24 protein-coding genes and 1 tRNA gene are annotated in these 23,598 nt (G+C 62.1%); 10 read left to right on the forward strand and 15 right to left on the reverse strand.

Annotated elements, in window-relative coordinates:
• The first annotated feature begins 4 nt into the window (after positions 1–4).
• Positions 5–745, forward strand: coding sequence for a metallophosphoesterase family protein (locus tag BSY16_RS08000; RefSeq protein ID WP_069059165.1), 741 nt, complete (start codon positions 5–7; stop codon positions 743–745).
• Positions 746–748: 3 nt separating this feature from the next.
• Here BSY16_RS08000 and BSY16_RS08005 read toward each other — a convergent pair whose 3' ends face one another.
• Positions 749–1,204: an NUDIX hydrolase gene (locus BSY16_RS08005; protein ID WP_069059166.1), complete on the reverse strand. Its 456-nt coding sequence runs from the start codon at positions 1,202–1,204 to the stop codon at positions 749–751.
• A 179-nt stretch (positions 1,205–1,383) separates the two neighbouring features.
• On the opposite strand from BSY16_RS08005, the gene BSY16_RS08010 reads away from it, so the two are divergent.
• The gene (locus BSY16_RS08010) at positions 1,384–2,649 is read left to right on the forward strand and encodes a GNAT family N-acetyltransferase (protein ID WP_286157193.1); all 1,266 of its coding nucleotides are present in this window, start codon (positions 1,384–1,386) and stop codon (positions 2,647–2,649) included.
• Positions 2,650–2,653: 4 nt separating this feature from the next.
• On the opposite strand, the gene BSY16_RS08015 is transcribed toward BSY16_RS08010, so the two are convergent.
• On the reverse strand, positions 2,654–4,909 hold the full coding sequence (locus tag BSY16_RS08015; protein ID WP_069059167.1) for a GumC family protein: 2,256 nt from the start codon (positions 4,907–4,909) through the stop codon (positions 2,654–2,656).
• Positions 4,910–5,150: 241 nt separating this feature from the next.
• Here BSY16_RS08015 and BSY16_RS08020 point away from each other — a divergent pair, with 241 nt between their 5' ends.
• The 5 genes from BSY16_RS08020 (at position 5,151) to BSY16_RS08040 (ending at position 10,920) form a co-directional block, all read left to right on the forward strand.
• Positions 5,151–5,699 (forward strand): polysaccharide biosynthesis/export family protein, encoded by a 549-nt coding sequence (locus BSY16_RS08020; protein WP_493104006.1) that lies wholly within the window; start codon positions 5,151–5,153, stop codon positions 5,697–5,699.
• Positions 5,700–5,704: 5 nt separating this feature from the next.
• The gene (locus tag BSY16_RS08025; protein ID WP_069059169.1) at positions 5,705–6,871 is read left to right on the forward strand and encodes a glycosyltransferase family 4 protein; all 1,167 of its coding nucleotides are present in this window, start codon (positions 5,705–5,707) and stop codon (positions 6,869–6,871) included.
• Between the two features lie 79 nt (positions 6,872–6,950).
• Positions 6,951–8,525: an undecaprenyl-phosphate glucose phosphotransferase gene (locus BSY16_RS08030; protein ID WP_069059170.1), complete on the forward strand. Its 1,575-nt coding sequence runs from the start codon at positions 6,951–6,953 to the stop codon at positions 8,523–8,525.
• On the forward strand, positions 8,522–9,769 hold the full coding sequence (locus tag BSY16_RS08035) for an O-antigen ligase family protein (RefSeq protein ID WP_069059171.1): 1,248 nt from the start codon (positions 8,522–8,524) through the stop codon (positions 9,767–9,769). The genes BSY16_RS08030 and BSY16_RS08035 overlap by 4 nt, the downstream gene beginning before the upstream one ends.
• Positions 9,770–9,798: 29 nt before the next feature.
• Complete coding sequence (locus BSY16_RS08040; protein WP_150129900.1) at positions 9,799–10,920, forward strand: glycosyltransferase; 1,122 nt, start codon at positions 9,799–9,801, stop codon at positions 10,918–10,920.
• A 26-nt stretch (positions 10,921–10,946) separates the two neighbouring features.
• On the opposite strand, the gene BSY16_RS08045 is transcribed toward BSY16_RS08040, so the two are convergent.
• From BSY16_RS08045 to BSY16_RS08060, 3 genes are all read right to left on the reverse strand, one after another.
• Positions 10,947–11,198, reverse strand: coding sequence for a GlsB/YeaQ/YmgE family stress response membrane protein (locus BSY16_RS08045; protein ID WP_069059173.1), 252 nt, complete (start codon positions 11,196–11,198; stop codon positions 10,947–10,949).
• A gap of 115 nt (positions 11,199–11,313) precedes the next feature.
• Positions 11,314–11,390: transfer RNA gene (locus BSY16_RS08050), tRNA-Pro, on the reverse strand.
• Positions 11,391–11,965: 575 nt separating this feature from the next.
• Positions 11,966–12,178, reverse strand: a complete 213-nt coding sequence (locus tag BSY16_RS08060) for a hypothetical protein (protein WP_069059175.1) — start codon at positions 12,176–12,178, stop codon at positions 11,966–11,968.
• 609 nt (positions 12,179–12,787) lie between these two features.
• On the opposite strand from BSY16_RS08060, the gene BSY16_RS08065 reads away from it, so the two are divergent.
• Complete coding sequence (locus tag BSY16_RS08065) at positions 12,788–13,030, forward strand: hypothetical protein (RefSeq protein ID WP_353652371.1); 243 nt, start codon at positions 12,788–12,790, stop codon at positions 13,028–13,030.
• A gap of 156 nt (positions 13,031–13,186) precedes the next feature.
• On the opposite strand, the gene BSY16_RS08070 is transcribed toward BSY16_RS08065, so the two are convergent.
• The 6 genes from BSY16_RS08070 to BSY16_RS08095 form a co-directional block, all read right to left on the reverse strand.
• A complete protein-coding gene (locus BSY16_RS08070; RefSeq protein WP_069059177.1) occupies positions 13,187–13,717 on the reverse strand; it encodes a MerR family transcriptional regulator in 531 nt (176 codons plus the stop codon).
• Between the two features lie 129 nt (positions 13,718–13,846).
• Entirely contained in the window at positions 13,847–14,185 is a 339-nt protein-coding gene (locus BSY16_RS08075) for an integration host factor subunit alpha (protein ID WP_023513396.1), read from the reverse strand.
• Between the two features lie 216 nt (positions 14,186–14,401).
• Positions 14,402–15,373 carry a beta-ketoacyl-ACP synthase III gene (locus BSY16_RS08080; protein ID WP_069059178.1) on the reverse strand — a complete coding sequence of 324 codons (972 nt, stop codon included), beginning with the start codon at positions 15,371–15,373 and terminating at the stop codon, positions 14,402–14,404.
• Position 15,374: 1 nt separating this feature from the next.
• Positions 15,375–16,433: a phosphate acyltransferase PlsX gene (gene plsX / locus BSY16_RS08085; protein ID WP_069059179.1), complete on the reverse strand. Its 1,059-nt coding sequence runs from the start codon at positions 16,431–16,433 to the stop codon at positions 15,375–15,377.
• A gap of 118 nt (positions 16,434–16,551) precedes the next feature.
• On the reverse strand, positions 16,552–17,106 hold the full coding sequence (locus BSY16_RS08090; protein ID WP_069059180.1) for a YceD family protein: 555 nt from the start codon (positions 17,104–17,106) through the stop codon (positions 16,552–16,554).
• Positions 17,107–17,125: 19 nt separating this feature from the next.
• A complete protein-coding gene (locus BSY16_RS08095) occupies positions 17,126–17,680 on the reverse strand; it encodes a ubiquinol-cytochrome C chaperone family protein (protein ID WP_069061441.1) in 555 nt (184 codons plus the stop codon).
• Between the two features lie 126 nt (positions 17,681–17,806).
• On the opposite strand from BSY16_RS08095, the gene BSY16_RS08100 reads away from it, so the two are divergent.
• Positions 17,807–18,310, forward strand: a complete 504-nt coding sequence (locus BSY16_RS08100) for an outer membrane protein assembly factor BamE (protein ID WP_069061442.1) — start codon at positions 17,807–17,809, stop codon at positions 18,308–18,310.
• 72 nt (positions 18,311–18,382) lie between these two features.
• Here BSY16_RS08100 and BSY16_RS08105 read toward each other — a convergent pair whose 3' ends face one another.
• The 4 genes from BSY16_RS08105 to ribH form a co-directional block, all read right to left on the reverse strand.
• A complete protein-coding gene (locus tag BSY16_RS08105; protein ID WP_069059181.1) occupies positions 18,383–20,518 on the reverse strand; it encodes a sodium-translocating pyrophosphatase in 2,136 nt (711 codons plus the stop codon).
• Between the two features lie 193 nt (positions 20,519–20,711).
• On the reverse strand, positions 20,712–21,938 hold the full coding sequence (locus tag BSY16_RS08110; RefSeq protein ID WP_069059182.1) for an MFS transporter: 1,227 nt from the start codon (positions 21,936–21,938) through the stop codon (positions 20,712–20,714).
• A gap of 14 nt (positions 21,939–21,952) precedes the next feature.
• Positions 21,953–22,435, reverse strand: a complete 483-nt coding sequence (gene nusB, locus BSY16_RS08115; protein WP_069059183.1) for a transcription antitermination factor NusB — start codon at positions 22,433–22,435, stop codon at positions 21,953–21,955.
• Entirely contained in the window at positions 22,432–22,893 is a 462-nt protein-coding gene (gene ribH / locus BSY16_RS08120) for a 6,7-dimethyl-8-ribityllumazine synthase (protein WP_069059184.1), read from the reverse strand. The genes nusB and ribH overlap by 4 nt, the downstream gene beginning before the upstream one ends.
• A 199-nt stretch (positions 22,894–23,092) precedes the next feature.
• Between ribH and BSY16_RS08125 the strand changes: the two genes are divergently transcribed.
• The gene (locus tag BSY16_RS08125; RefSeq protein WP_069059185.1) at positions 23,093–23,596 is read left to right on the forward strand and encodes a cupin domain-containing protein; all 504 of its coding nucleotides are present in this window, start codon (positions 23,093–23,095) and stop codon (positions 23,594–23,596) included.
• Positions 23,597–23,598 lie beyond the last annotated feature (2 nt).

Genomic DNA, 23,598 nt, shown 5'->3' on the forward strand with positions numbered 1-23,598 from the left:
CGTCATGCGGATCGCCGTCATCGCCGATATTCATGGCAACGATCTCGCACTGGACGCTGTCCTTGCGGACATCGAGCGCCGGGGCATCACCGAAATCGTCAATCTCGGCGATCATCTGAGCGGCGCGCTGAATGCGAGCCGCACGGCCGATATCCTGCTTTCACGGCCGGACATCGTCTGCATTCGCGGCAATCATGACCGCTGGCTCGTCGAGAAAGAACGGGCGGCGATGGGAAGCTGGGACCGCATAGCGCATGCGCAACTCGAGGCGCATCACCTGAACTGGCTGGAGCAGCTGCCGGCAACGGCGGTCCTTCACAACGAAATCTTCCTCTGCCACGGAACACCGCAGACAGACACGGTCTACTGGCTGGACGAAGCATTCGAGGGCGGAATGCGACTTTCATCGATCGAGCGCATCGAGTCCCTGGCAGAAGGCAATGACTATCCCGTCCTGCTCTGCGGCCACACGCATCTCGCCCGCATGGTCCGCCTGCGTGATGGCCGGCTGGTCGTCAATCCTGGCAGCGTGGGCTCGCCAGCCTACGACGATGACGAGCCGTTGCCGCACAAGGTGGAGACAGGTTCGCCGCATGCACGCTATGCCATCATCGAAAAGCGCGGCGGCACGTGGGACGCATCCTTCCATCTTGTAAGCTACGATCACATGGCGATGGCCCAACTTGCAGAGAGGCGCAGCCAGCATGAATGGGCGAGTGCTCTTTCCACCGGCTGGCTTCGTTAAAACCTATCGCCGAGCGGCTCGCACCAGATGCGCGGAAAGTCCGCTAGGGTAGAGCTCCACGCCATCCAGAAGCGCATGCGGCATGAACCAGCGTGCCGTCCAGACCGAACGGTCGTGTTCGACAAGCGTGATTTCGGAGCGCTGGTAGAGGCTTTCGTCGAGCAGGCGGATGTTGGCTGCGAAGATGAATTCGTGACCCTGCGCACCCTCGTGCCGGAACAGGTTCTCGAAGGTCGCCCAGGGCCCTTCGATCGCGATACCGCAGCCGAATTCCTCCTGGAATTCCCGCACCAGCGCCTCCTCGCGCGTCTCGCCGAATTCAATGGTGCCGCCGGGCGGGCGAACACCCTTCACGGTGCCGTCGTCGCGCGTCACTTCCGCCGCGAACAGACGATCCTGGTGCCAGGCAAGGCCCAATACTTTGACATGAATTTTCTGCGGCGGACGCCATGTCTGCATGTCTGTCTCCTATCCCGTCGGCTTTTGTCGGATTTCGTTATGAAATTGCTAACCGCGCCGGCCAATTTCTCCGGGCACGCCCGGCGCGGTCAGTGGATTTAAACTCTTTTCCCAAACCTCGTGCCTATGGTGTTTTTGCGGCGGTGCGGCCGCTAGCCAGAGGCATAAGGGTCGAGCCCATGGGAGCGATGCAACTCAATTTCCAGGTCATGCCGTCCGAGCGCGAACTCGCGGTCCGATATCTGGGGTCGGTTGCCGATGAGGGGCGCACGCCCTCGGTCGTGCCTCTGTCCATCCGCCTGCATGACCGCATGGAAACGCTGGAAACCCGCTGGCGTGCCCTTGAAGCCGATAACAATCTCTCGCTTCACCAGAGCTATGACTGGTGCCGCGCCTGGGCCGAAACCCATGCCTGCAAGCTCTTGATCGTCGAAGGTTTTTCCGGCGGGAAGACGCACCTCATCCTGCCGCTGGAAATCGTGCGCCATGGCCCCGTACGCACGGCACGCTTCCTCGCCACCCCGTTCAGCAACATCAATACGGGCCTCTATACCGAAGAATTCCGTTTTCTTGCTGCACCGCCGCGGCTGCGCCAGGCTTTCGAGCAGGCGCGCGCGCAGTTCGCCCGCTACTTCGACCTCTTCCTTTTGGAAAAGGTGCCGCTCGACTGGCGCGGCCAGACGAATTCCTTTGCCGACCTGCCGTCGGTGCTGAACCAGAACGCCGCCTTCCAGCTCGAACTGTTCGAGAGTTTCGAACGCACGCTGGCGCAGGTCAATGCCAAGCGTCGCCGCAAAAAATTCCGCAATTCCGAACGTCGCGTCGAGGCGCTTGGCGGTTACGAACACGTTGTCGCCGATACGCCCGAAGAGGGCCGCCTCCTGCTGGAAACCTTCTTCCTCCAGAAAGCCGCGCGTTTCGACACGATGCGCCTGCCGGACGTCTTTCGCGACGAGGAAACGCGAAACTTCTTCCGCAAGCTGGTCGCCGTCGAAAGCGACGCGGACACCTATCCGCTGCAGCTTCATGCCGTGCGCCTCAAGGGCGAGCATGAAGGACATATCGTGGCGATTGCCGGCCTATCGCGTAAGGGCGACCATGTGATCTGCCAGTTCGGCTCGATCGACGAGAGCATCGCGGCGGATGCCAGCCCCGGTGAATTCCTGTTCTATCTGGCAATCCACAAGCTGTGCGGTGAAGGTGTTCGCCTGTTCGATTTCGGCATCGGCGACCAGGCGTACAAGCGCTCCTGGTGCACGATCGAGACGCCGCAGCACGACCTGCTCTGGCCGACGACGGCAGCCGGCAGCGTGGTTGCCGCCGTGCATCGGGCAAAGGCGGGTGCAAAGCGCCTCATCAAGCAGAACCCGCAGGTCTATGCCTTCCTGCAGCGCATGCGCTCCGGCAAGACAGAATTCGTCCGCGCCGGCGAAGGCGCGGACTGAACCATCAGGCAGCGCGGCGGCGGGGACGCCGGGGCGGCTCTGCCCCCTCACCCGTCATCAGCACGATCTCGCTGTAACCGGCCTCACCGAAGGCGCTGATCAGGTCGACGATCTCATCTTCTTCGGCGCCCGGAATGGAGAGGATGATATCCGTCTCCTCTCCCCGCGTCAGGCGACGCACGCCCTCGACCTCGGCCGGGCCGCACTCCACGATCACCGTGTCATAGGCGTCGGCGAGCGAATCGATCACCATGGCCAACCGGTCGATGCCGCGCATTGCGCGCTTGATGTTGGCATTGCCACGCGGAATGATATGCGCGCTGGAAAGACGGTCACCATGGATGATGTCGCCGAAGGCGGCATCGCCGACGAGAAGGTCCGTGATACCCGGCACCTGGGTCGATTGCGCCATCAGCCGCGTCGGGCAGGCCGAACCGGTCAGGTCGATCAGAAGCGTCTTGCGATGATCTTCGGCAATCCGGCGGGCCAGCATCACCGTCGCCGTCGAGCCGCGGTCACCGGAAGGCGAGACGGAAATCGCAACGGAAACATTGTTCTCGATCATGTGCCGGGCAACGGCTGCGACCGAAAAATCGCCTTCGTCTTCGAAGGCGGGCATATCAATCAGGGAAGGACGCATGCTCTGCTCCTCTTCTTCCTCGTCTTCGTCTTCGTCTTCGTCTTCAGGTTCAATGCTCGACAGCAGGGATTTTGCCGGGGCATGGATGTCTTTCACGACGCCGAGATCCTCGCGCACCAACGGCACCCGCTTGGCGACGGGCTCGACCACGACGGTCTCCGCCACATCCTCGTCGATCTCTTCCTCGCGCCGATGCGCCACGACGGCCGCCGCGCCGACCGGCTTCAGCGCGCGGCCGCTGAAAAGCTCGGAGAGCAGGATGGCGATAGAACTCAAGGTGAAACCGACGACGCCGCCGACGATGGTGATCGGCAGGACCTTCGGGAAGGCGGCTTCCGTGGGCTCCGCGGCAGCGGAAATGATGCGTGCATCGGCCGGGGTCGAGCCGCTGTCGGTGCGCGATGTCGCCTCGCGGTAGCGGGCGAGATAGGTTTCAAGCAGCTGGCGCTGGGCCGTTGCCTCGCGCTCCAGCGCCTTGAGCCCGACTTCGTCCTCGCCGGCGCGCGCACTGTCGGCCTTCAGCGTGTTGAGTTGCTGGACAAGCTGGGCTTCGCGCAGCCGCGCCGTGTTGGCCTCGTTTTCGAGACTGGCCAGGATTTTCTGGGTTTCGGCCTTGATCTGCGTGCGAATGCCCACGAGCTGCGAACGCAACCCCTTGAGACGCGGATGTCCGTCGAGAAGTGACGTCGAAAGATCGGAAATCTGGCCCTGGATCTGCGATTCGCTTTCCTTGAGCCGCTGGATCATCTGCGAGCCGACGACATCCGCCAGCGTGTCCGGCGCACCACCGTTCTTCAGCACGGCGCGCACGCTTTCCGCCCGCGCTTCCGCATTGGCACGCTCGGCGCGCACACGGGTGACTTCGGCCGAAATGTCCGTCAGCTGCCGCACCGCGAACGTACCGTTCTCCCCTGTCGGCAGAAGGTCGGATTGCGAACGGTATTCGGCAACCTTCTGTTCGGCTTCCCGCACCTTTTCGCGCAGGTTGGCGATTTCCGGCTCCAGCCAGCGCGTCGCCTCGGAATTGGTGTCCAGCTTGGCGCCGCTCTGCAGCGACAGGAAGACCTTTGCCATCTCGTTTGGAATCGCAGCCGCAAGGCGCGGATCCTTCGAGCTGAACTCGATGGCGACAACGCGCGAGCGTTCCACCTGGTAGACAGTGAGCTTTTCGGCAAATTCCTTCAGCACGCGGTCTTCCGGCGCGAGATCGAGCGGGTTCTTCTTCAGGCCGAAGACGACGAGCAGGTCGGAGACAGCGGATGGCTGTGCGGTCGGGTCGAATTCCTCCAGCTCCGACAGCTTCAAGTTCCGCGCGACCTGTTTCATGAGGTCGGCGGATTTCAGGAGCTGGACCTGGCTGGCAATGCCAAGTTCGTCGAAGGGCGGCTGCTCCCGGCTCTGCGTCCGGTCCGTGCCCGTCGTAAAGGCGGGTTCGCGCGTTTCGATGAGGAGCCGGGCTTCACTCTTGTATTTGGGCGTGATCAGGCTCGCGCCCGCAAACGCGATCCCCGCGCCGACCACGGTCGCCATGAGCACACGCATACGGTTGCGCCAGATTGCGCCGAAAAGACCGCCAAGGTCGATATCGACATCCTGCTGGCTTCCCTGAACGCCTGACATATCCCTACTCCGAACGCGACGAATTGCCCGCACCGTAAACAAACATGGTAACCTAAGCGTTAACCACCACGAGTAGAGCAGACACCAATTCACGCGCGCGGCGTGAAAAAATCTGCATTTCCCGCTCTTATCCACCCTCGTCCTTTACCAGCCATTAACCCTAACGGATCGATAACGAAGGCCAGACTTCAGATTTCCGGGATTGGGAAAGCGAATGGCGTTCGCAACGATCAACAAGGGCATGCTGCTCGCGCTGGCACTCATCGTGCCGGCCGTTTCGAGCTGCAGCGGCTACCGCCCTGCCCCCAAGGCCTTCCACGAGGCGACCATCCAGCCCTATCGCCTCGACAGCGGCGATCGCTTGCGCGTCACCGTGTTCGAACAGCCAGGGCTCAGCAACACCTATACGATCGACCAGGCCGGCTATGTCGCCTTCCCGCTCATCGGCGGGGTGCCGGCGCGCGGCCAGACGCTCCAGGAACTGGAAAGCATCATCGCGGCAAAACTGCGCCAGGGCTATCTGCGCGATCCCGACGTCTCCATCGAGGTCGATCGCTACCGTTCCATCTATCTCATGGGTGAAGTCGGCCAGGCCGGGCAGTACAGCTATGTTGCGGGCATGACCATCCAGAACGCCATTGCCGTCGCCGGCGGCTTCTCGCCGCGCGCCAACCAGGGCGATGTCGATGTGACGCGCAAGATTAACGGAAAGATCATTACGGGCCGTGTATCGATTTCCGATCCGGTCCTGGCCGGCGACACGATTTATGTCCGCGAACGGCTGTTCTGAAAAACATGACGGACGAACGTCCTCTGCGCATCATTCATTGTTTCCGGTCGCCCATCGGTGGAATCTTCCGCCATGTGCGCGATCTTGCCGAGTTCCATGCGAAGGCGGGCCATGAAGTCGGCATCGTCTGCGACAGCCTCACCGGGGGCTCGTTCGAGGATTCGCTGTTCGATGAAATCCGTCCCTATCTTTCGCTCGGCCTCATTCGCGTGCCGATCAGCCGCGCCGTCGGCCCGCGGGATATCGGCGCCTTCTGGAAATGTTACGGTGAAATAAAAAGTTTGCAGCCGGATGTCCTGCACGGGCACGGCGCCAAGGGTGGCGCCATTGCCCGTCTCATCGGCTCAGCCCTGCGGGTGAACAGGTATTGCGTAGCCCGCCTCTATTCGCCGCACGGCGGCAGCCTGCACTATGATCGAAAGACCATGGCCGGTTTCTCGATCCTCGCCGCCGAGCGGATGCTCGAACGCTTGGGCGATGCGCTTGTCTTCGTCTGCGATTTCGAGCGCGACGCCTATCTCGCCCGCGTAGGCAAGCCGCGCATTCGCGCCGAACGCATCTATAACGGTATCCACGATCGCGACTTCGAGACCGTCTACGCCCGGGAAGACGCGGTCGACTTCCTCTATATCGGCATGCTGCGCGACCTGAAGGGACCCGACGTCTTCGTCGACGCCTTCGCCCGCACCGAACGCTTCGTCGGCCGGCCGCTCTCCGCCCTGATGATCGGCGATGGGCCGGACAGGGAAAAATACCAAAAGATGATGCTGCGCTGGGGGCTTGGCCGCCGTATCGGCCTGCTGCCCGCCATGAAGGCGCATGATGCTTTCGCAATGACCCGCAACGTCGTCGTGCCGTCGCGCGCCGAGGCGATGCCCTATATCGTCCTGGAAGCGCTTGCCGCCCGCAAGCCCGTCATTGCAAGCCGCGTCGGCGGCATTCCCGAAGTGCTCGGGCGAAACAGCATCGCGCTTGCCGACCCCGGCGATGCGGACGCGCTTGCCAGGGTGATGGTCGACGCTGTCAGCGATCCCGCGTGGTTCGCCAAGGTGATGCCGGACTCCGCCACCTTCAAGCAAACCTTTTCCGCCTCGGTCATGTCCTCGTCGCTGCTGCGCCTCTACCGCGATATTCTCGCCAAGCAGAATGGCGGAAATCGGCACGCTTCCTGATCCGACGAATACCCACCACGTAAACGTTTCTTAGGGGCTTCGTGCTATCTCCGGTGCAAAGCCTCTGCAGGTGCGTGCCATGAACCATGTCGACAAGCCCGACTCCTTCGATCCTGAAGCTCTGAGACGAAAAGCTTCCGAGATCCGTACGATCACAGCCGGTTCGCCGTCGGAAGAATACGACGGCGGCAAGACGGTCGACCTCAACCCGCTTGCCCAGAAGATCGCGCAGCAGTTCCGCGCCGATACCTATTCCCCGAGCATGATCATCGGGCTGCTGCGCCTTTTCGAATTCGTGGCGCTGCTGGCGATCGGCTACGGCATTCATCTCCTCTATGTCAGCACGCCCGGCATGAGCGTGACCGTGTTCTACCTGTCGGTGCTTGTCGGCGGCGCGGCGATGGGCGTCCTGCTGCTTCAGCTTGCCGATGCCTATCAGGTGCCGGCCCTGCGGTCGCCCTGGCGCATGACGCCGAGAATCCTTGCGGCCTGGGCGATCGCCTTCGGCGCGATGGCGCTCGTCGTGTTCTTCTTCAAATCCGGCGAGGAATATTCCCGCGTCTGGTTTGCGTCCTGGTTTGCCACCGGCGCGGTCTACCTCGTCATCGAGCGTCAGGTAATCGCCTACTCGATCCGCCGCTGGGCCCGCAACGGCACGATGGAGCGGCGCGCCGTCATCGTCGGCGGCGGCGAGCCGGCAAAGGAACTCATCCGCACGCTCGAGCAGCAGCCGGAAAACGATATCCGCATCTGTGGCATCTTCGATGATCGCGACGAACGCCGTTCGCCCTCGATCGTCGCCGGCTATCCGAAGCTCGGCACGGTCGCCGAACTCGTCGAATTCGCCCGGCTTGCCCGCATCGACATGCTCATCATCTCGCTGCCGCTGTCGGCGGAGGCGCGCATCCTGTCGCTCCTCAAGAAGCTCTGGGTGCTGCCGGTCGATATTCGCCTTGCCGCGCACGCCAAGGGCCTGCGCTTCCGGCCGCGCAGCTATTCGCAGATCGGCAGCCTGCCGATGCTCGATATCTTCGACAAGCCGATCGCCGACTGGGACAATGTCGCCAAGCGCATCTTCGACATCTTCTTCAGCGTCCTCGCGCTCGTGCTGCTCTGGCCGGTGCTGATCGGCGCCGCCATTGCGGTAAAGTTCACCTCGGCCGGCCCGATCATCTTCAAGCAGAAGCGCCACGGCTTCAACAACGAGGTCATCGAGGTCTACAAGTTCCGCTCGATGTTCACCAACATGTCCGACCCGACGGCCAAGGCCGCGGTGACGAAGGGCGACCCGCGCGTCACCCCCGTCGGTCGCTTCCTGCGCAAGTCCTCGATCGACGAACTGCCGCAGCTCTTCAACGTGCTGAAGGGCGAGCTTTCCCTCGTCGGCCCTCGCCCGCACGCCATCCAGGCCCAGTCGCACGACCGCAAATATGTCGACGTCGTCGAGGGCTACTTCGCCCGCCATCGCGTCAAGCCCGGCGTCACCGGCTGGGCGCAGATCAATGGCTGGCGCGGCGAGATCGACCACGACGACAAGATCCGCTTCCGCACCGAATTCGATCTCTACTACATCGAGAACTGGTCGCTCTGGCTGGATCTGAAAATCCTGTTCCTGACGCCCTTCCGCCTGCTCAATACGGAAAACGCGTATTGAGCGACGCGGCTCTCCCCTATGCTCCGCCATTCCGGCCGCGTCTTGCGGCCGTTGGCATTATCGGTTCCATGCTCGTGGCCGTCGGTGTCTTCCTGTCGGGCTTCGTCATCAGCGAGCCAGCACCTTACGAAGTCTTCATGGCTGGCCTCATCGGCCTCTGGGCAATCATCGGCCTGCGCATCTCGCGGGGCATCGCGCCACTGCTGATCCTGCTCGTGCTCTTCAACGTCGGCGGCATGCTGTCGCTCACCGTGCTCGACGACTTCTCCGTCGGCCCGATGTACATCGCCGTCTCGCTGTTCCTGGCACTCTCCAGCGTGTTCTTCGCCGCCATCATCGAGGCCAAGCCCGCACGGCTCGAACTGATCTTCCGCGCCTGGGTGGCGAGCGCCCTCATCACCTCCATCCTCGGCATCCTCGGCTACTTCCACGCCTTTCCGGGCGCCGAGGCCTTCACGCTCTATGACCGCGCCAAGGGCGCCTTCCAGGATCCGAACGTCTTCGGCCCGTTCCTCGTCGCCCCCTCGCTCTACCTGATGCACGGGCTGCTTGCCGGCCGCATTCTCGGCGCCCCGCTGAAGGTCATCGGTGTGCTCATCCTGGCGCTCGGCCTGTTCCTGTCCTTCTCGCGCGCCGCCTGGGCGCTCTATCTGTTTTCGGTGGTGGCACTCGTCTTCGTCATGCTGCTCAAGGAGCGCACGGGCGCGTTCCGGCTGAAAATCCTCGTGCTCAGCCTGTCGGCCGCCGCCCTGTTGATCGTCGCGCTGATCATCGCGCTGCAATTCGACAAGGTGGCCGATCTGTTCTCCAGCCGAACTCAGCTGGTGCAGGAATATGACGGTGGGCATCTCGGCCGCTTCGAGCGCCACCGCATCGGCTTCCTGATGGCCATGGAAAAACCGTTCGGCATCGGCCCCATGGTGTTCAGCACGATCTTCCCGGAAGACGAGCACAATATCTGGCTGAAATCGCTGACCAGCTATGGCTGGCTCGGCTTTGCCTGCTACTTCGCCCTCATCATCTGGACGCTCCTCGCCGGTTTCAAGGCGCTGCTGCGCAATCGGACCTGGCAGCCCTTCCTGATGATCTCCTTCATCATGCTTGTCGGCCATACCGCGATCGGCTTCGTCATCGATACGGATCATTGGCGCCATTTCTATCTCTTGCTGGGGATCGTCTGGGGCTGCATCGCGCTCGAACGGCGCCACAACCGGCAGACCGCATCGGGCCGCACCCCATCATGACCCCCTCCCCGGAAAAGAACCCACGACGAATGCGTCTTCTTCAGGTGCTGGAACCGAGCGGCGGCGGCTCGGGCCGGCATTTCATCGATCTTTGCCAGGGCATGAAGGCGCGGGGCCACGAAGTGCACGCCGTCTACTCGCCGGTGCGCGCGGAAAGTCGTTTCGTCGAAGAACTGACGTCGCTGGATCTGGCAGGCGTGCACATCGTCGCCATGGCCCGTTCGCCCGGCCCGTCGGACCTGCCCGCCTGGCATGCGCTGCGCGCGGTCATCCGCAAGGCGGGTCCCTTCGATGTCATTCACGGGCATAGTTCCAAGGCTGGCGCCCTTTCCCGCCTGCGCCTTCCCGGCCACCATGTGCCCCGCGTGTACACCCCACACGCCTTCCGCACGATGGATCCCGGTCTCGGCGCGCTCGGCCACAAGATTTATGGCGCAATCGAAAAGCTGCTCGCCCGCGGGTTTACCGAACGCCTGATTTGCGTCTCCGCCGATGAATACGCCCATGCCCGGGCGCTCGGCATGCCGCGCAACAAGCTGTCGATCGTCGTCAATGGCGTCGAAACACCGCCGTCGGATTCGCGCGCAACAGTGCGTGCAGCACTCGCCATCCCGGCCGATGCCCTGCTCTATGGCTTTGTCGGCCGGCTCTGCCACCAGAAGGCGCCCGAGCGGCTGCTCGCGGCCTTCCAGCGCGTGGCTGAACGGGTCCCGAACGCCCATCTCGTGATGATCGGTACCGGCGAGATGCAGGACGCCGTCAACCGCCAGATCTCGGCCAGCGGACACGCAGACCGCATCCACCTCACGACACGCTTCAGCGGCCCGCAAGCCATGGCGGCGATCGACGTGCTCGTCATGCCGAGCCGCTACGAGGCCATGTCCTATGTCATGCTGGAGGCTGCGGCGGCCGGAAAACCGATGGTGCTGACCGACGTCGGTGGCGCCTCCATGGTGCTGAAGGATGGCATCAATGGCGTGCTCGTCGAAAACGACGACGATCCAAAACGCCTCGCCGACGCCATGATCCGCCTCAGCGACCCCGATCGCCTCGCCCGCCACACGGCCGCCGCCCGCGCCCGCAGCGGTGACTACAGCCTGGAACGCATGATCGGCGAAACGGAAGCGATCTACCGCGGCCTGGTCGCCTGACGCGGCCCTGAAGCCTGATAGTTGTTTTAGCGCCTGATCGCGCGCGCCAGGGCGATCAGTATGCAGGCACCGATAAAGCCCGCGACCAGATAACCGATCCAGCCTCCGAGCGAAACACCGATCAGCCCGAGCAGAAGATTGGCCACGGCCGCGCCGACAATGCCGAGAACGATGTTCATCAGCACGCCCATATTGCTCTTCATGAACATCTCGGCGAGCCAGCCGGCAATCCCGCCGACAATGATGGCTGCGATCCAGCCGATACCTGCGTCTTCCATGCGCGTCTCCTCAAGCTCCTGACACACCGGCAAAAGACCGGCGGCAGGGAAACGCGGAAACGCCCACAAAGTTCCGAGGGGACTTGCGAATACGCTTGTAACAGTGAGGAAAAATTGGTCGGAATGGCGGGATTCGAACCCACGACCCCTTGACCCCCAGTCAAGTGCGCTACCGGGCTGCGCTACATTCCGGACCGCCGAAACCCCTATAGTCTCAAGGTTTTCGATGCAAGGGGGAAAATCACGGCAATCGCAAAAAAGGAACAAAAGGAGCCGAAATGAGAGAGTCGGAACCAAAAGCCCCACCAAAGGTCCCACCAAGTGCTCCTCGAGTGTTTTTCAGCAAAGAGCAACGAGCGGTTGGTTTGGGAAGGGCCAGTGAACGCAGTCAACCGGCTCCCCGACAGACCGCTGAGAGATTGGTTGCTGCCGATAGACTGCGTGATCATCAAGATTGATTGATAAGTAAACATACTTGACTAAATTTAGAATCTAACCCAACGTTAGGGAGCCTTAATCTGTGACAAGACGGTACCCAGATGCCTCACCGTAGCAAGCATGAAGCCCAAATGCGAATGGCTATGAGAGTGGTGCGCGTCGCGGCGCTTCAAGGCGGCGATGGTCAGGAAGGCCTGCGTGCGTTCCACCAGCATATGGCGACGGTTGACGCTTTAGAACACTCGCAGACATCCCGAGAAAATCAGGACACGGGCTTGGAAGCCGCGACCCACTCGCGACGGTTGTCGGAGTAACTGGCGACCTCAGGCCTATCCCCGGTCCCTTTTCATAGGCCGCAGCCCTGCCAGAATATCGCCCGCGTCCAACAAGGCCATTTCAGTCAAGTAGGCGAGATACCAATCGACGTCCGCCGCGGCCTTATGGAGTTCCTTCAGCATCTGTCTGATGTAGGCGACTGTTTCGTCCGCTTCCGAGCCCTGCGTGAATCCCGGTTTCACCTTGGGAAGATGCTTGATTGCCATGTCAGTTATCCCCGCTTAATCGATTGCTGGTTGCAACTCAGACGGTACTCCACGGCTGACTTTCGGCAATACTTATTAATAACCGATGAAATATTACACCGCATATGAGAGTCTCTCATCGAATGCAACCAATTGTAAACGCGCTATTTGACAATCGTTAACAAAATCTGTTCCGCAATTTTTCCGTTAGAAGACCCCCTGAAGGTTCACACCAAGGGACTTGGGGCAAGCCCGGTAACATCAAGCCCAACGCTCGCGAGTTTCGAGCGCCACGTCTCGGCTGCTATTGGTTTTAGTTCAATGACATGCTCTTGAGCTGCTACCCGCATGTCCACTGCCCGTCATTTTCTTTTCACAACCGTACCGGAATCGCCGATTCAGACCTTCCCCGGCATTAGACGAAAGTCGTAGAGTTGCTTCGCTCGCTTGTCATTTGCGAGCACTCCCCCGCGTCACGGAGAGCCAAGCGTGACGCCTGTTTGCCCCGCCACCGTGCGGGGCTTTTTCTTGTTTTGCGGCCACCAGCGCACTGTTGACTCCTCGCCAAAACGGAACATAATAAGAACGAATCCAAACGGATTTCCTTGTTCCTTACTCTCAGAGACGACTGTGTCCCCACAGGAGAATGCTGACGTGCGACCGCTTCCCGAGTACGAAGCGCCGGCTGGGCCGGCAGACGATCAGGGGGATGCCGTACGCGCCGCCCTTGCCTGGCATGACGGAGATGCACAGGCGACGATCGCGACGCTGCTGGCCGACTGCGCCCACCTCCGGCGTCAACTCGACCTGACCCGAGCGGCGATGGGACACGGCTTCGTGCGAGGCTGGGAACCCATGCCGCAACGCGACTGATGGGAAGGGTATGCGCGAAGAGAAAGCCTTCTTTCCGCAGGAGAGCAAAGGCCGATGCGCTTCCTGCACTCACAGACGACACCGGAAGCGGGCTAGCGACCTGCTATGGGTGGCACAAGGCATGGCCCCGCCCTCTACAGCCACCCGTCGGTTGGCTCAACGCACCTGGTCGAGCAGGCGCTTGCACTCCAGAAGATCATAGAGCGCTTCCTGAAGCAGTGCGCGATCTTCCTTGCCGACGCTGGTCTTGCCGATCGAGATTTCCGGCGGATCGTCAGTACCACCGACGAAGGAGAAGAAGCGGCGGCTGGCCGGGGCCTTGGCGCGGCCGACGATCTGGTCGTCATCGCTGCCTGCCTTGGGCGGCGTCGGATCCTCATGGTTTGCAGCGGCAAGCGCCTCCACCGTGGCGAGGTCTCCGCTCGCGATCGCCGCGACAAACTTGTTGCCGTTGACCTTCAACAGCTTCTGCACGCCCTTGATCGTATAACCATGGTCATAGAGCAGATGGCGGATGCCCTTCAGGAGATCCACGTCTTCCGGGCGGTAATAGCGGCGCCCGCCGCCACGTTTCATCGGCTTGATCTGGACGAAGCGCGTCTCCCAGAAGCGCAGCACGTGCTGCGGCAGGTCGAGATCGTCTGCGACTTCGCTGATGGTACGGAAAGCGTCCGGACTCTTGTCCATTCTATCCTCGATGAAAGCTCACGACGGCAGCATACGATAAACGCCACCGATTCGTATTCATTTCAGCGAGTTGTCGGACGATATTCAAGTTTCAAATTGCTGATGGAGCGACAATGATGTGAAAATCGCTCAGGAAGCGGGCGAAGCCGGCTTCTGTTTCGCCTTGCGCGAGAGATGCGACTTCAGCACCCGCTGCTTCAATACGTTCGATGCCTTGAAGGTCATCACGCGGCGCGGCGAGATCGGTACTTCCTCGCCGGTCTTCGGATTGCGGCCGATGCGTTCGTTCTTGTCGCGCACCTGGAAGGTGGCGAAGGAAGAAAGCTTGACGCTCTCGCCCCGGACGATGGCATTGCAGATCTCGTCAATGACGGTTTCGACAAGCTCTGCGGATTCGGTCCTGGAAAGGCCGACCTTCCGGAAAACCGATTCGGCCAAATCTGCGCGTGTCACCGTCTTCCCGCTCATCGTCCCTCACCAATTTCTTATTGAAAGCGCATGGTTAAGTGGTGGGAGACTATTGCCCTTCCCCCGCGCGGTCAAGCGGCCCTGAGGGCCAACCCTAACCGTTCCCCACTCACTCCGCCAGAAACTGCCCCACAAGGACAGCGAGACGGGAGCCCGCATATTCCGATGCGGGCGCCGAACAAGCCATCTCGCAAGAAGCGTTCAAACGAAGAGGTTCTACCAGCGCAGAAGGACCGCGCCCCAGGTGAAGCCGCCACCCATGGCTTCCAGCAGAACGATATCGCCTTCCTTGATTCGCCCGTCACGCGCCGCAGTGGCCAGCGCGAGCGGGATGGAGGCGGCAGAGGTGTTGCCGTGCAGATCGACGGTCACGACGACCTTTTCGAGCGGAATGCCGAGTTTCTTGGCCGAACCGTCGATAATGCGCTTGTTGGCCTGGTGTGGCACCAGCCAGTCGATGTCTTCGGCGGTGAAGCCGGTCGCATCGAAGGCGGAGACGACCACGTCGGTGATCATGCCCACCGCATGCTTGAAGACCTCGCGGCCCTCCATGCGCAAATGACCGACCGTACCCGTCGTAGACGGGCCGCCATCGACATAGAGTTTTTCGCGATGCGCGCCGTCGGAACGAAGCTGCGTCGTCAGCACGCCGCGGTCCGCAACGGTGCCAGTCCCTTCCTGGGCTTCCAGCACGATAGCACCCGCGCCATCACCGAACAGCACGCAGGTCGTGCGGTCCGTCCAGTCGAGGATGCGCGAGAAGGTTTCCGCACCGATGACGAGGACACGTTTGGCGAGACCGCCACGGATATAGGTATCCGCCGTCGTCACCGCATAGACGAAGCCCGAACACACGGCCTGCACGTCGAAGGCAAAGCCGTGATGCATGCCGAGACGGTTCTGGATGTTGACGGCGGTCGCCGGGAACGTGTTGTCCGGTGTCGAGGTCGCAACGATGATCAGGTCGATGTCGTCGGCCGTCAGGCCGGCCTTGTCGAGCGCGGCGCGTGCCGCAGCCTCGCCCAGCGAGGCGGTCGTTTCACCCTCGCCGGCGATGTAGCGCTGGCGGATGCCGGTCCGCTGCACGATCCACTCATCGGACGTGTCGACCATGCTTTCGAGTTCGGCATTGGTGAGTACCCGCTTCGGAAGCGCCGTTCCGAAACCGCGGACCACTGATCGGATCATTCTATACCTCGTCAGTCATGCCTTGTACGGCGCCCTCGACGGGGCGGCCGGCATGATATTTTTGCAAATCGCTTTCGATCTTTTCCTTGAGGCCGTTGCGGACCATGTCGTAACCGACATCCACCGCGGCCGCGAACCCTTCGGCATCCGTGCCGCCATGGCTCTTGATGACAATGCCGTTGAGACCGAGGAACACCCCACCGTTCACCTTGCGCGGATCCATCTTTTCGCGCACCCGGTCGAACGCGCTCTTGGCGAGAATGTAGCCGAGTTTGGCAAGCCAGGTGCGTGTCATGGCGGCGCGCAGATATTCCGCGATCTGCCGCGCCGTGCCCTCGGCCGCCTTGAGCGCAATGTTGCCGGCAAAACCTTCCGTGACCACGACGTCCACCGTACCGCGACCGATATCGTCGCCTTCGACGAAGCCATAATAGTCAATCGTGTCGAAATTGGCCTCGCGGATGAGCTGGCCGGCGGCCTTGACCTCTTCCTGGCCCTTGATTTCCTCGACGCCGACATTCAGCAGGCCGAGCGTCGGCTTGTCGATCTCGAACAGCGCGCGTGCCATCGCGCCGCCCATCAGCGCAAAATCGAAGAGCTGGTTGGCATCGGCGCCGATCGTCGCACCGATATCGAGCACGATGCTCTCCCCCTTCAGGGTCGGCCAGATGCCGGCGATCGCCGGGCGCTCGATATTGGCCATCATGCGCAGGCAGAACTTCGACATCGCCATCAGCGCGCCGGTATTGCCAGCCGAAACGGCCACGTCGGCGTTGTTCTTCGCCACCGCGTCGATCGCCTGCCACATGGACGACTTGCCACGGCCGCGGCGCAGCGCCTGGCTCGGCTTTTCGTCCATGGCGACGGCGACGTCGCAATGATGGAAGGTGCTTGCAGCCTTCAGTTTCGGGTGTTGCGCCAGAATCGGCTCGCATTCGGCGGCATTGCCGAAAAGCACGAAGCGGATGTCGGGATGGCGCTCGAGAGCCTTGGCTGCGCCAGGGATAGCGACTTTCGGACCGAAATCGCCTCCCATGACATCGATGGAAATTCTGACCACGCGTGTCTTGCCTTAATTCTTGTTTTCCAGCGGCGGAGAAGCCACCGTGGCCGAATTCGGCCAAAATACCGCTTTTCGCGGGGTGCACAACTGAATTATCCGACGCTTGCGAGCCGGTTCAGTCTTTTTTCCAGTCCTTCAGAACGGCAAAAGGCGACGGTTTTTTGTCGTCCTCGTCCGTGCTCTCAATATGACCCGAAAAGGCGACATCGGCCCTGCGCGAATAGGGATCGATGGCGAGTGCCACATGTTCGGCCGCGACCACGCCGGCATCGATCGTATCGCCGGTGAAGATTTCCGGCGCATCGGGACCTTCGGGGTCAAGCAGCATTTCGCCGCTCTCCGTCGCAACCACAGGCCGGGCGAGTTTCGAGCCCTCCGGCACGAAGACGACCTCGACCGGCTCGTCGATATGGGCGGCGACCGGGTCCAGCGTGACGACGCAGGCCTGCACGATATCCGCCGTGACGCGGCCCCTGAGGCGCACGCCGTCGCGTTTCCAGCGCTGCACCGTGAATGTCGCGGAAAGCGCCTTCACCTCCAGCACGGACCAAAGCTTTGCCAGCCCTGACCGTTCCTCTGCGTCGGCGCTGATCGTCACCTCGACCGGATTGGCCGAAATGCGCCCCACCTTGACCGCGTAGGAGAACGGAATGTCGTCATCGTTTTTCATCGTCTTGCCTTCCCTGCCCTCAGGCAGCGCGTCCTTCGCGATCGGGTTCCGCTATGGTGAGCGCGCCGATCCTGATGTCATCCTCGTTGGCGGCGATCAGTGCTGCCTCGGCCGCAAAGATATAGCCGGCAAGCCCATCCATGGTTGGGGCAGCCTCGCCCCCCTCCGGATAGATATTGCGCCGCAATGCCGCAGCCAAGGCTTCCCGATCAGCGGAATCGAGCGCCGCCGCATAGGATTCGAGCCGGCCGTAGAACATGCCTGCGAATTTCTTCATGCGCTTCGGCACGCCGACATCGCCCACGCCAAGCTCGCGAATCGAATGGTCGACGTCTTCGAAGAAGGCGTCGACGATCTCCTGGGCGATCTCCTGACCCGACGTGTCGCTTTTGCGGGTGCGCCGGAAGTAGAGGATCAAAATCGCCGAGAGCATCTCGAAACGGCCCATCACCGTGTCAGGAACATCAAGCACTTCATAGAGATAGGGACGCCGCGCCGCCGTTGTGAGCGTAGCATACTGCTTTTCGACGATACGCCGGTTGCCGTTTTTTTTGCCGAACAGGCCGAAAATCATCATAAAGCCTAGTTTTGCCCGATTCAAACCATGGTGCCGTCGCAAGTCATGTTGCATGACGGTCGAAGCTGGTTTACCGAAGCAGGCATGAATTGCAATGGCTGCGCGGCCATCACAGTCCTGTGGATGTCGTTGAAGAGAGATGCCCTGAACATGAAACTGTTGCGTAACGCCGCCGTTGCCGTCACCCTCTCCGCGTCTGTTCTCGCCGCCTGCCAGGGCCCGAGCGAAATTCTGCACCAGGGTTATGTCGTCGACCAGGAAACACTGGCCCTCGCCCCCGTCGGCTCGTCGCGCGAACAGGTTCTGCTTTCCCTCGGCTCGCCGTCCGCAACCGCGACCTTCGACAACGAGGTCTTCTACTACGTCTCGCAGACGCGCAAGCGCTCCGCAGCCTTCATGAAACCGAAGCTCATCGAACAGAGCGTGCTCGCCGTCTATTTCGACAAGGACGGCGTGGTCGAACGTCTTGCGCATTATACGCTGAAGGACGGCAGGGTCTTCGACATGATTAACCGCGTCACGCCGACCGGCGGCAAGGAGCTCACCTTCCTCGGACAGCTGCTGCGCGGCGGCGGCGCCAATCCCGGATCGGCGCTGCAGAATGTTTTCGGCAACAATCCGCGGTAGGTCGATCCAAATAATCCTAATAAAAAAACCGCGGGGAGCGATCCCCGCGGTTTCTTTTTGCCGGTCTTCCGATCAGGCGAGAACGGCGAGCAACAAGAGCGCCACGATGTTGGTGATCTTGATCGCCGGATTCACCGCCGGGCCCGCCGTGTCCTTGTAGGGATCGCCGACGGTGTCGCCGGTGACGGACGCCTTGTGAGCGTCGGAGCCCTTCATGTGACGCTGGCCGTCCTTGTCGACGAAGCCGTCTTCAAAGCTCTTCTTGGCATTATCCCACGCACCGCCACCGGAGGTCATGGAAATCGCCACGAAGAGGCCGTTGACGATGACGCCGAGCAGCGACGCACCGAGCGCCGCAAAGGCCGAGGCCTTGGAGCCGGAAATCAGCAGCACGCCGAAATAGACGACGAGCGGCGCCAGGACCGGCAGCAGCGACGGCACGATCATTTCACGGATCGCCGCCTTGGTGAGCAGGTCGACGGCACGCCCGTAGTCCGGGCGCTCCGTGCCCGCCATGATGCCGGGTTTTTCGCGGAACTGCCGGCGCACTTCTTCCACGATGGCCCCTGCCGCACGGCCGACGGCCGTCATTGCGATGCCTCCGAAGAGATACGGGATGAGGCCGCCGAAGATGAGGCCGGCGACGACATAGGGGTTGGAGAGGTCGAAGGAGACCGGCCCCATATCCGCAAAGTACGGATATTTGTCGCCATTTGCCGCGAAGTAGGCAAGGTCGTTCGAATAGGCGGCGAACAGCACCAGCGCGCCGAGACCGGCCGAACCGATCGCATAGCCCTTGGTGACGGCCTTGGTCGTGTTGCCGACGGCGTCGAGCGCGTCGGTTGACTTGCGCACTTCCGGCGGCAGGTGCGACATCTCGGCGATGCCGCCGGCATTGTCGGTGACCGGGCCGAAGGCGTCGAGCGCGACGATCATGCCGGCAATGCCGAGCATGCCGGTGACGGCAATACCGGTACCGAACAGACCGGCAAGCTGGTAAGTCGCGATGATGCCGCCGACGATGACAATCGCCGGCAGCGCCGTCGATTCCAGCGAAACGGCAAGGCCCTGGATGACGTTCGTGCCGTGGCCGGTGACGGAGGCCTGGGCGATCGAGTTTACCGGGCGCTTGTTGGTGCCCGTGTAGTACTCGGTGATCACCACGATAAGCGCCGTCACCACGAGGCCGAGCAGGCCGCAGATGAACAGGTTCGTACCGGTGATCTCCTTGCCTGCCACGATGCCGATGGGGCCCCATCCGACCGTGAGCGAGGTTGCAGCCCCAAGTCCGAGGATCGACAAAGCGCCGGTGACGATCAGGCCCCTGTAGAGGGCGCCCATGATCGAGCCGTTCGAGCCGAGCTTCACGAAGAAAGTGCCGATGATCGAGGTGATGATGCAGGCGCCGCAGATGGCCAGCGGATAGATCATGGTGCTCGCAAGAACCGGCGTGCCGGCAAAGAAGATCGCGGCAAGAACCATGGTGGCGACGACGGTCACCGCATAGGTCTCGAACAGGTCGGCGGCCATGCCGGCGCAGTCGCCGACATTGTCGCCCACATTGTCCGCAATGGTTGCCGGGTTGCGCGGGTCGTCTTCCGGAATGCCGGCTTCGACCTTGCCGACCAGATCGCCGCCGACATCCGCACCCTTGGTGAAGATACCGCCGCCGAGACGGGCGAAGATGGAAATCAGCGAAGCGCCGAAGCCGAGCGCGACGAGCGAATCAATGACCTCGCGCGAGGCAGGATCCAGGCCGAGAACGCCGGTGAGATAGCCGTAGTAGATCGAAACGCCCAGCAGCGCGAGACCGGCAACCAGCATGCCGGTAATCGCGCCCGACTTGAAGGCGATGTCGAGGCCGGAGGACAGGCTGACGGACGCGGCCTGCGCCGTGCGCACATTGGCGCGGACGGAGACGTGCATGCCGATGAAGCCGGCGGCGCCAGAAAGCACGGCGCCGATCAGGAAGCCGATGGCAGCCGTTGCGGAAAGCAGAAGCCAGGTGCCGACGAAGACGACGACCCCGACAATGGCAATGGTCTTGTACTGCCGGGTGAGATAGGCCTGCGCCCCTTCCCGGATATAACCTGCAATTTCCTGCATGCGGGCATTCCCCTGATCGGCGGCAAGCACCGACCTCGTCGCCCAGATGGCATAAACCACCGAGAGCAACCCGCATGCGATAACGCCCAGCAATATGGTCATTTCGCTCTGTCCTCCTTGAAGACCACGGGGTCCTCTCCCCGCAGCCGAATACGCGCCCGCTCCCGTTTGCCTCCTCACAAGGCGGGGGCCGGCGCGGGGCCAGAGTGCGTTTGCGAATCGGCTGCGTCAAGCCGCCGCACTGCGGCAAGCCGTGCTGAGCGCTGGATTTTTCGGCGTCGACCGTTGGAGGTGCTCAGGCCGTGGCGCGGCGGGTGCGCAAAATGAGAAGGAGAACGAGGATGAGGCTCACACCGGTGATCGGCCAGAACATCAGGTTGATCGCCTGCCAGCCATAGGCGTTGAACACCTTGCCGGAGGAGAAGGAGGCGAGCGCCACCGCACCGAAGAGCACGATATCGTGAAAACCCTGCACCTTGTCGGCCTCGTGCGGCCGGTAGCTGGAGGCGACAATGGCAGTGGCCCCGATGAAACCGAGGTTCCATCCAAGGCCGAGCAGGATCAGCGCACCCCAGAAGTTCCAGAGCTCGATGCCGGCATGGGCAACACCCGCGCAGGCCATAAGAATGATGAGGCCGGCAGCTACCACCTTTTCCGTACCGAAACGCTGGATCAGGATGCCGGTGAAGAAGCTCGGCGCAAACATTGCAAGCACATGCCACTGAATACCGAGCGTCGCGAGTTCCGGCGAGAAGCCGCAGCCGATGACCATGGCGAGCGGTGCGCCGGTCATCATGAAGGTCATCAGCGCGTAGGAGGAAATGCCGCAAAACATACCCGTCAGGAAACGCTGGGTCAGCACGATTTCCTTCAGCGGCCGCGCGGCCTGGCCGCTCGCGGTTCCCGCGGCCTTGTGATCGGGCAGGCGCAGGAACAGGAAGAGCGGGATGGCAGCAAGGCAGAGCGGCAGCAGCGCCACGAAGGCGCCGGCAAACAGCACCGGCTCGAACAGATCCTTGGTGAAGATGACCACTTGCGGGCCGAGCACGGCCGAAATCACGCCGCCGGCCAGAATCCAGGAAATGGCACGCGGCTTGTAGAACGAGGGCGACGCATCGGCGGCCGCAAAGCGGATTTTTTGCGCAAAACCACCCGATATGCCGATGAACACGAAGCCGAAGGCAAAGAGCCAGAAATCGCCGCGGAAAAGCGCGATGGCTGCGATAAGCCCCCCCGAGGCCCCCAGCAGCGCGCCGACAATGAAACCATGGGTTCGGCCGAGCAGGCGCGCCGCGATGGCGACCAGAACCGCGCCAAGCGCGATACCGATGTTGAAGCCGGTCAGCGGGGCGGTGGCAAGGGATTTGTCCTCGCCGAGCAGGTTGTAGCCGGCAAGACCACCGATCGAGAAGGCAATGGGGCCGGCCGAGGCAAGCAAGGCCTGCGCAAATGTCAGTAGGAACACGTTGCGGCGCGCGGCCGAAAGTTCCCGTTCAAGACCTTCGACCGTGCCCGTGCTCATGCCATTCTACCAATCTACTTGCGGATATCCGTCCGGACCTGCTTGGCGATACGGTCGAGCACCGCGTTCACCAGCTTCGGTTCCTCGTCTTCGAAGAACGCCTTGGCGATCTCGACATATTCCGTGACGATCACGGCGATCGGCACGTCCTTGCGTTCCTTCAGCTCGAACGTGCCGGCGCGCAGGATGGCGCGCACGGTGGAATCAACCCGCGAAAGCGCCCAGTCATCCTGAAGGGCTGCGCCGATCATCGGGTCGAGCAGGCGCTGATCGCGCACGACCCCCGAAACGATCGAGCGGAACCACGAGGCGTCCGCCTTGAGATAGGTGTCGCCGTCGAGTTCCTGGCCAAGGCGGTGCGCCTCGTACTCCGCCACGACCTCAAGCACGCCAGCGCCGCCGACGTCCATCTGGTAGAGCGCCTGCACGGCCGCAAGCCGCGCCGCGCCGCGCTGGTTGGCCGGCTTTACCGGCTGCTGGTCCTTGTCCGTCGTCACTGTTCGCCGCCCAGTTTCTTCTTCAGCTCGATCATGGTGAGTGCCGCGCGGGCGGCAAAACCGCCCTTGTCGCCTTCGGAGCGGCGCGCGCGCGCCCACGCCTGCGCGTCGTTCTCGACGGTCAGGATGCCGTTGCCGATCGGCAGGCTCTCGCTGACGGCGAGGTCCATCAACGCGCGGCTGGATTCGTTGGCGACGATGTCGAAATGATAGGTCTCGCCCCGGATGACCATGCCGAGTGCGACGAAACCGTCATACCAGGTGCCGCCGTTTTCCGCACCGTCGAGCGCCATGGCGACGGCCGCGGGGATTTCGAGCGCGCCCATGACGGTCACGATATCATAGGTGGCACCGGCGGCGTCGAGCGCATGTTTGGCGCCGTCGAGCATCGCATCGGCCATGTCGTCGTAGAAGCGGGCTTCAACGATGAGGAGATGGGGATTATCGGTGTTGGCCATAAATCACCTGAAAATTGGAAGCAAGCCACGCATCTGCGGGCAGAGGCGGCGGTCAAACCACGCCCGACGGTGCTTGGCAAGCATTTTCCGCCCCGTGCGGCGATTTCGGCCCCCGGCAAAGGCCCACCGCCTGAAACAGGATTGACATATCGGAACAAAATAAGAACGATATGTCAATTCCCGGTAGGAGGAAACCGACATGAGTGAACAGCAATCCCCGGTCGTCAGCATTGCCGGATTGGAACTCGAACACTGGAGCCAAGGCACGCTCTACGAATCCCGCGACACATCCTTTGGCGCCCGTCTCGGCCTCAAGGACCTCGGCATCGGTTATGGCGAGGTGCCGCCGGGAAAATCCGGCTGTCCCTTCCACAATCATCACGTCGAAGATGAGCTTTTCGTCATCCTGGAGGGCCATGGCACCTACCGCTTTGGCTCTGAGCGGTATCTCGTCGGACCCGGCGATGTGCTGGGCGCACCGGCCGGCGGCACGGAAACCGCGCATCAGATCATCAACACCGGTACGGTCCCGCTCAAATATCTCTCGATCTCCTCGATGGCGGCCACGGAAATCTGCGAATATCCAGATTCCGGCAAGCTCCTTGCCAAGACACGGATCGCGACAGGCGGCAGGACGGAGTACAGCGCCATGCGGCGAATGGGCGAAGAGATCGACTACTGGGAGGGCGAACCCGGCGCGTAGGG

The organism is Sinorhizobium sp. RAC02, from assembly GCF_001713395.1.
Lineage (GTDB): Bacteria > Pseudomonadota > Alphaproteobacteria > Rhizobiales > Rhizobiaceae > Shinella.

Coding starts and splice junctions, on each gene's coding strand:
- BSY16_RS08075 (WP_023513396.1), bottom strand. CDS start 14,185: ATGAGCGGGAAGACGGTGACACGCGCAGATTTGGCCGAATCGGTTTTC.
- BSY16_RS08010 (WP_286157193.1), top strand. CDS start 1,384: ATGGGAGCGATGCAACTCAATTTCCAGGTCATGCCGTCCGAGCGCGAA.
- BSY16_RS08095 (WP_069061441.1), bottom strand. CDS start 17,680: ATGATTTTCGGCCTGTTCGGCAAAAAAAACGGCAACCGGCGTATCGTC.
- BSY16_RS08015 (WP_069059167.1), bottom strand. CDS start 4,909: ATGTCAGGCGTTCAGGGAAGCCAGCAGGATGTCGATATCGACCTTGGC.
- BSY16_RS08020 (WP_493104006.1), top strand. CDS start 5,151: ATGCTGCTCGCGCTGGCACTCATCGTGCCGGCCGTTTCGAGCTGCAGC.
- BSY16_RS08090 (WP_069059180.1), bottom strand. CDS start 17,106: ATGAAAAACGATGACGACATTCCGTTCTCCTACGCGGTCAAGGTGGGG.
- ribH (WP_069059184.1), bottom strand. CDS start 22,893: ATGGCCAACACCGATAATCCCCATCTCCTCATCGTTGAAGCCCGCTTC.
- BSY16_RS08045 (WP_069059173.1), bottom strand. CDS start 11,198: ATGGAAGACGCAGGTATCGGCTGGATCGCAGCCATCATTGTCGGCGGG.
- BSY16_RS08000 (WP_069059165.1), top strand. CDS start 5: ATGCGGATCGCCGTCATCGCCGATATTCATGGCAACGATCTCGCACTG.
- BSY16_RS08025 (WP_069059169.1), top strand. CDS start 5,705: ATGACGGACGAACGTCCTCTGCGCATCATTCATTGTTTCCGGTCGCCC.
- BSY16_RS08110 (WP_069059182.1), bottom strand. CDS start 21,938: ATGAGCACGGGCACGGTCGAAGGTCTTGAACGGGAACTTTCGGCCGCG.
- BSY16_RS08040 (WP_150129900.1), top strand. CDS start 9,799: ATGCGTCTTCTTCAGGTGCTGGAACCGAGCGGCGGCGGCTCGGGCCGG.
- BSY16_RS08105 (WP_069059181.1), bottom strand. CDS start 20,518: ATGACCATATTGCTGGGCGTTATCGCATGCGGGTTGCTCTCGGTGGTT.
- BSY16_RS08030 (WP_069059170.1), top strand. CDS start 6,951: ATGAACCATGTCGACAAGCCCGACTCCTTCGATCCTGAAGCTCTGAGA.
- BSY16_RS08060 (WP_069059175.1), bottom strand. CDS start 12,178: ATGGCAATCAAGCATCTTCCCAAGGTGAAACCGGGATTCACGCAGGGC.
- BSY16_RS08100 (WP_069061442.1), top strand. CDS start 17,807: ATGTCGTTGAAGAGAGATGCCCTGAACATGAAACTGTTGCGTAACGCC.
- BSY16_RS08070 (WP_069059177.1), bottom strand. CDS start 13,717: ATGGACAAGAGTCCGGACGCTTTCCGTACCATCAGCGAAGTCGCAGAC.
- BSY16_RS08080 (WP_069059178.1), bottom strand. CDS start 15,373: ATGATCCGATCAGTGGTCCGCGGTTTCGGAACGGCGCTTCCGAAGCGG.
- BSY16_RS08125 (WP_069059185.1), top strand. CDS start 23,093: ATGAGTGAACAGCAATCCCCGGTCGTCAGCATTGCCGGATTGGAACTC.
- BSY16_RS08005 (WP_069059166.1), bottom strand. CDS start 1,204: ATGCAGACATGGCGTCCGCCGCAGAAAATTCATGTCAAAGTATTGGGC.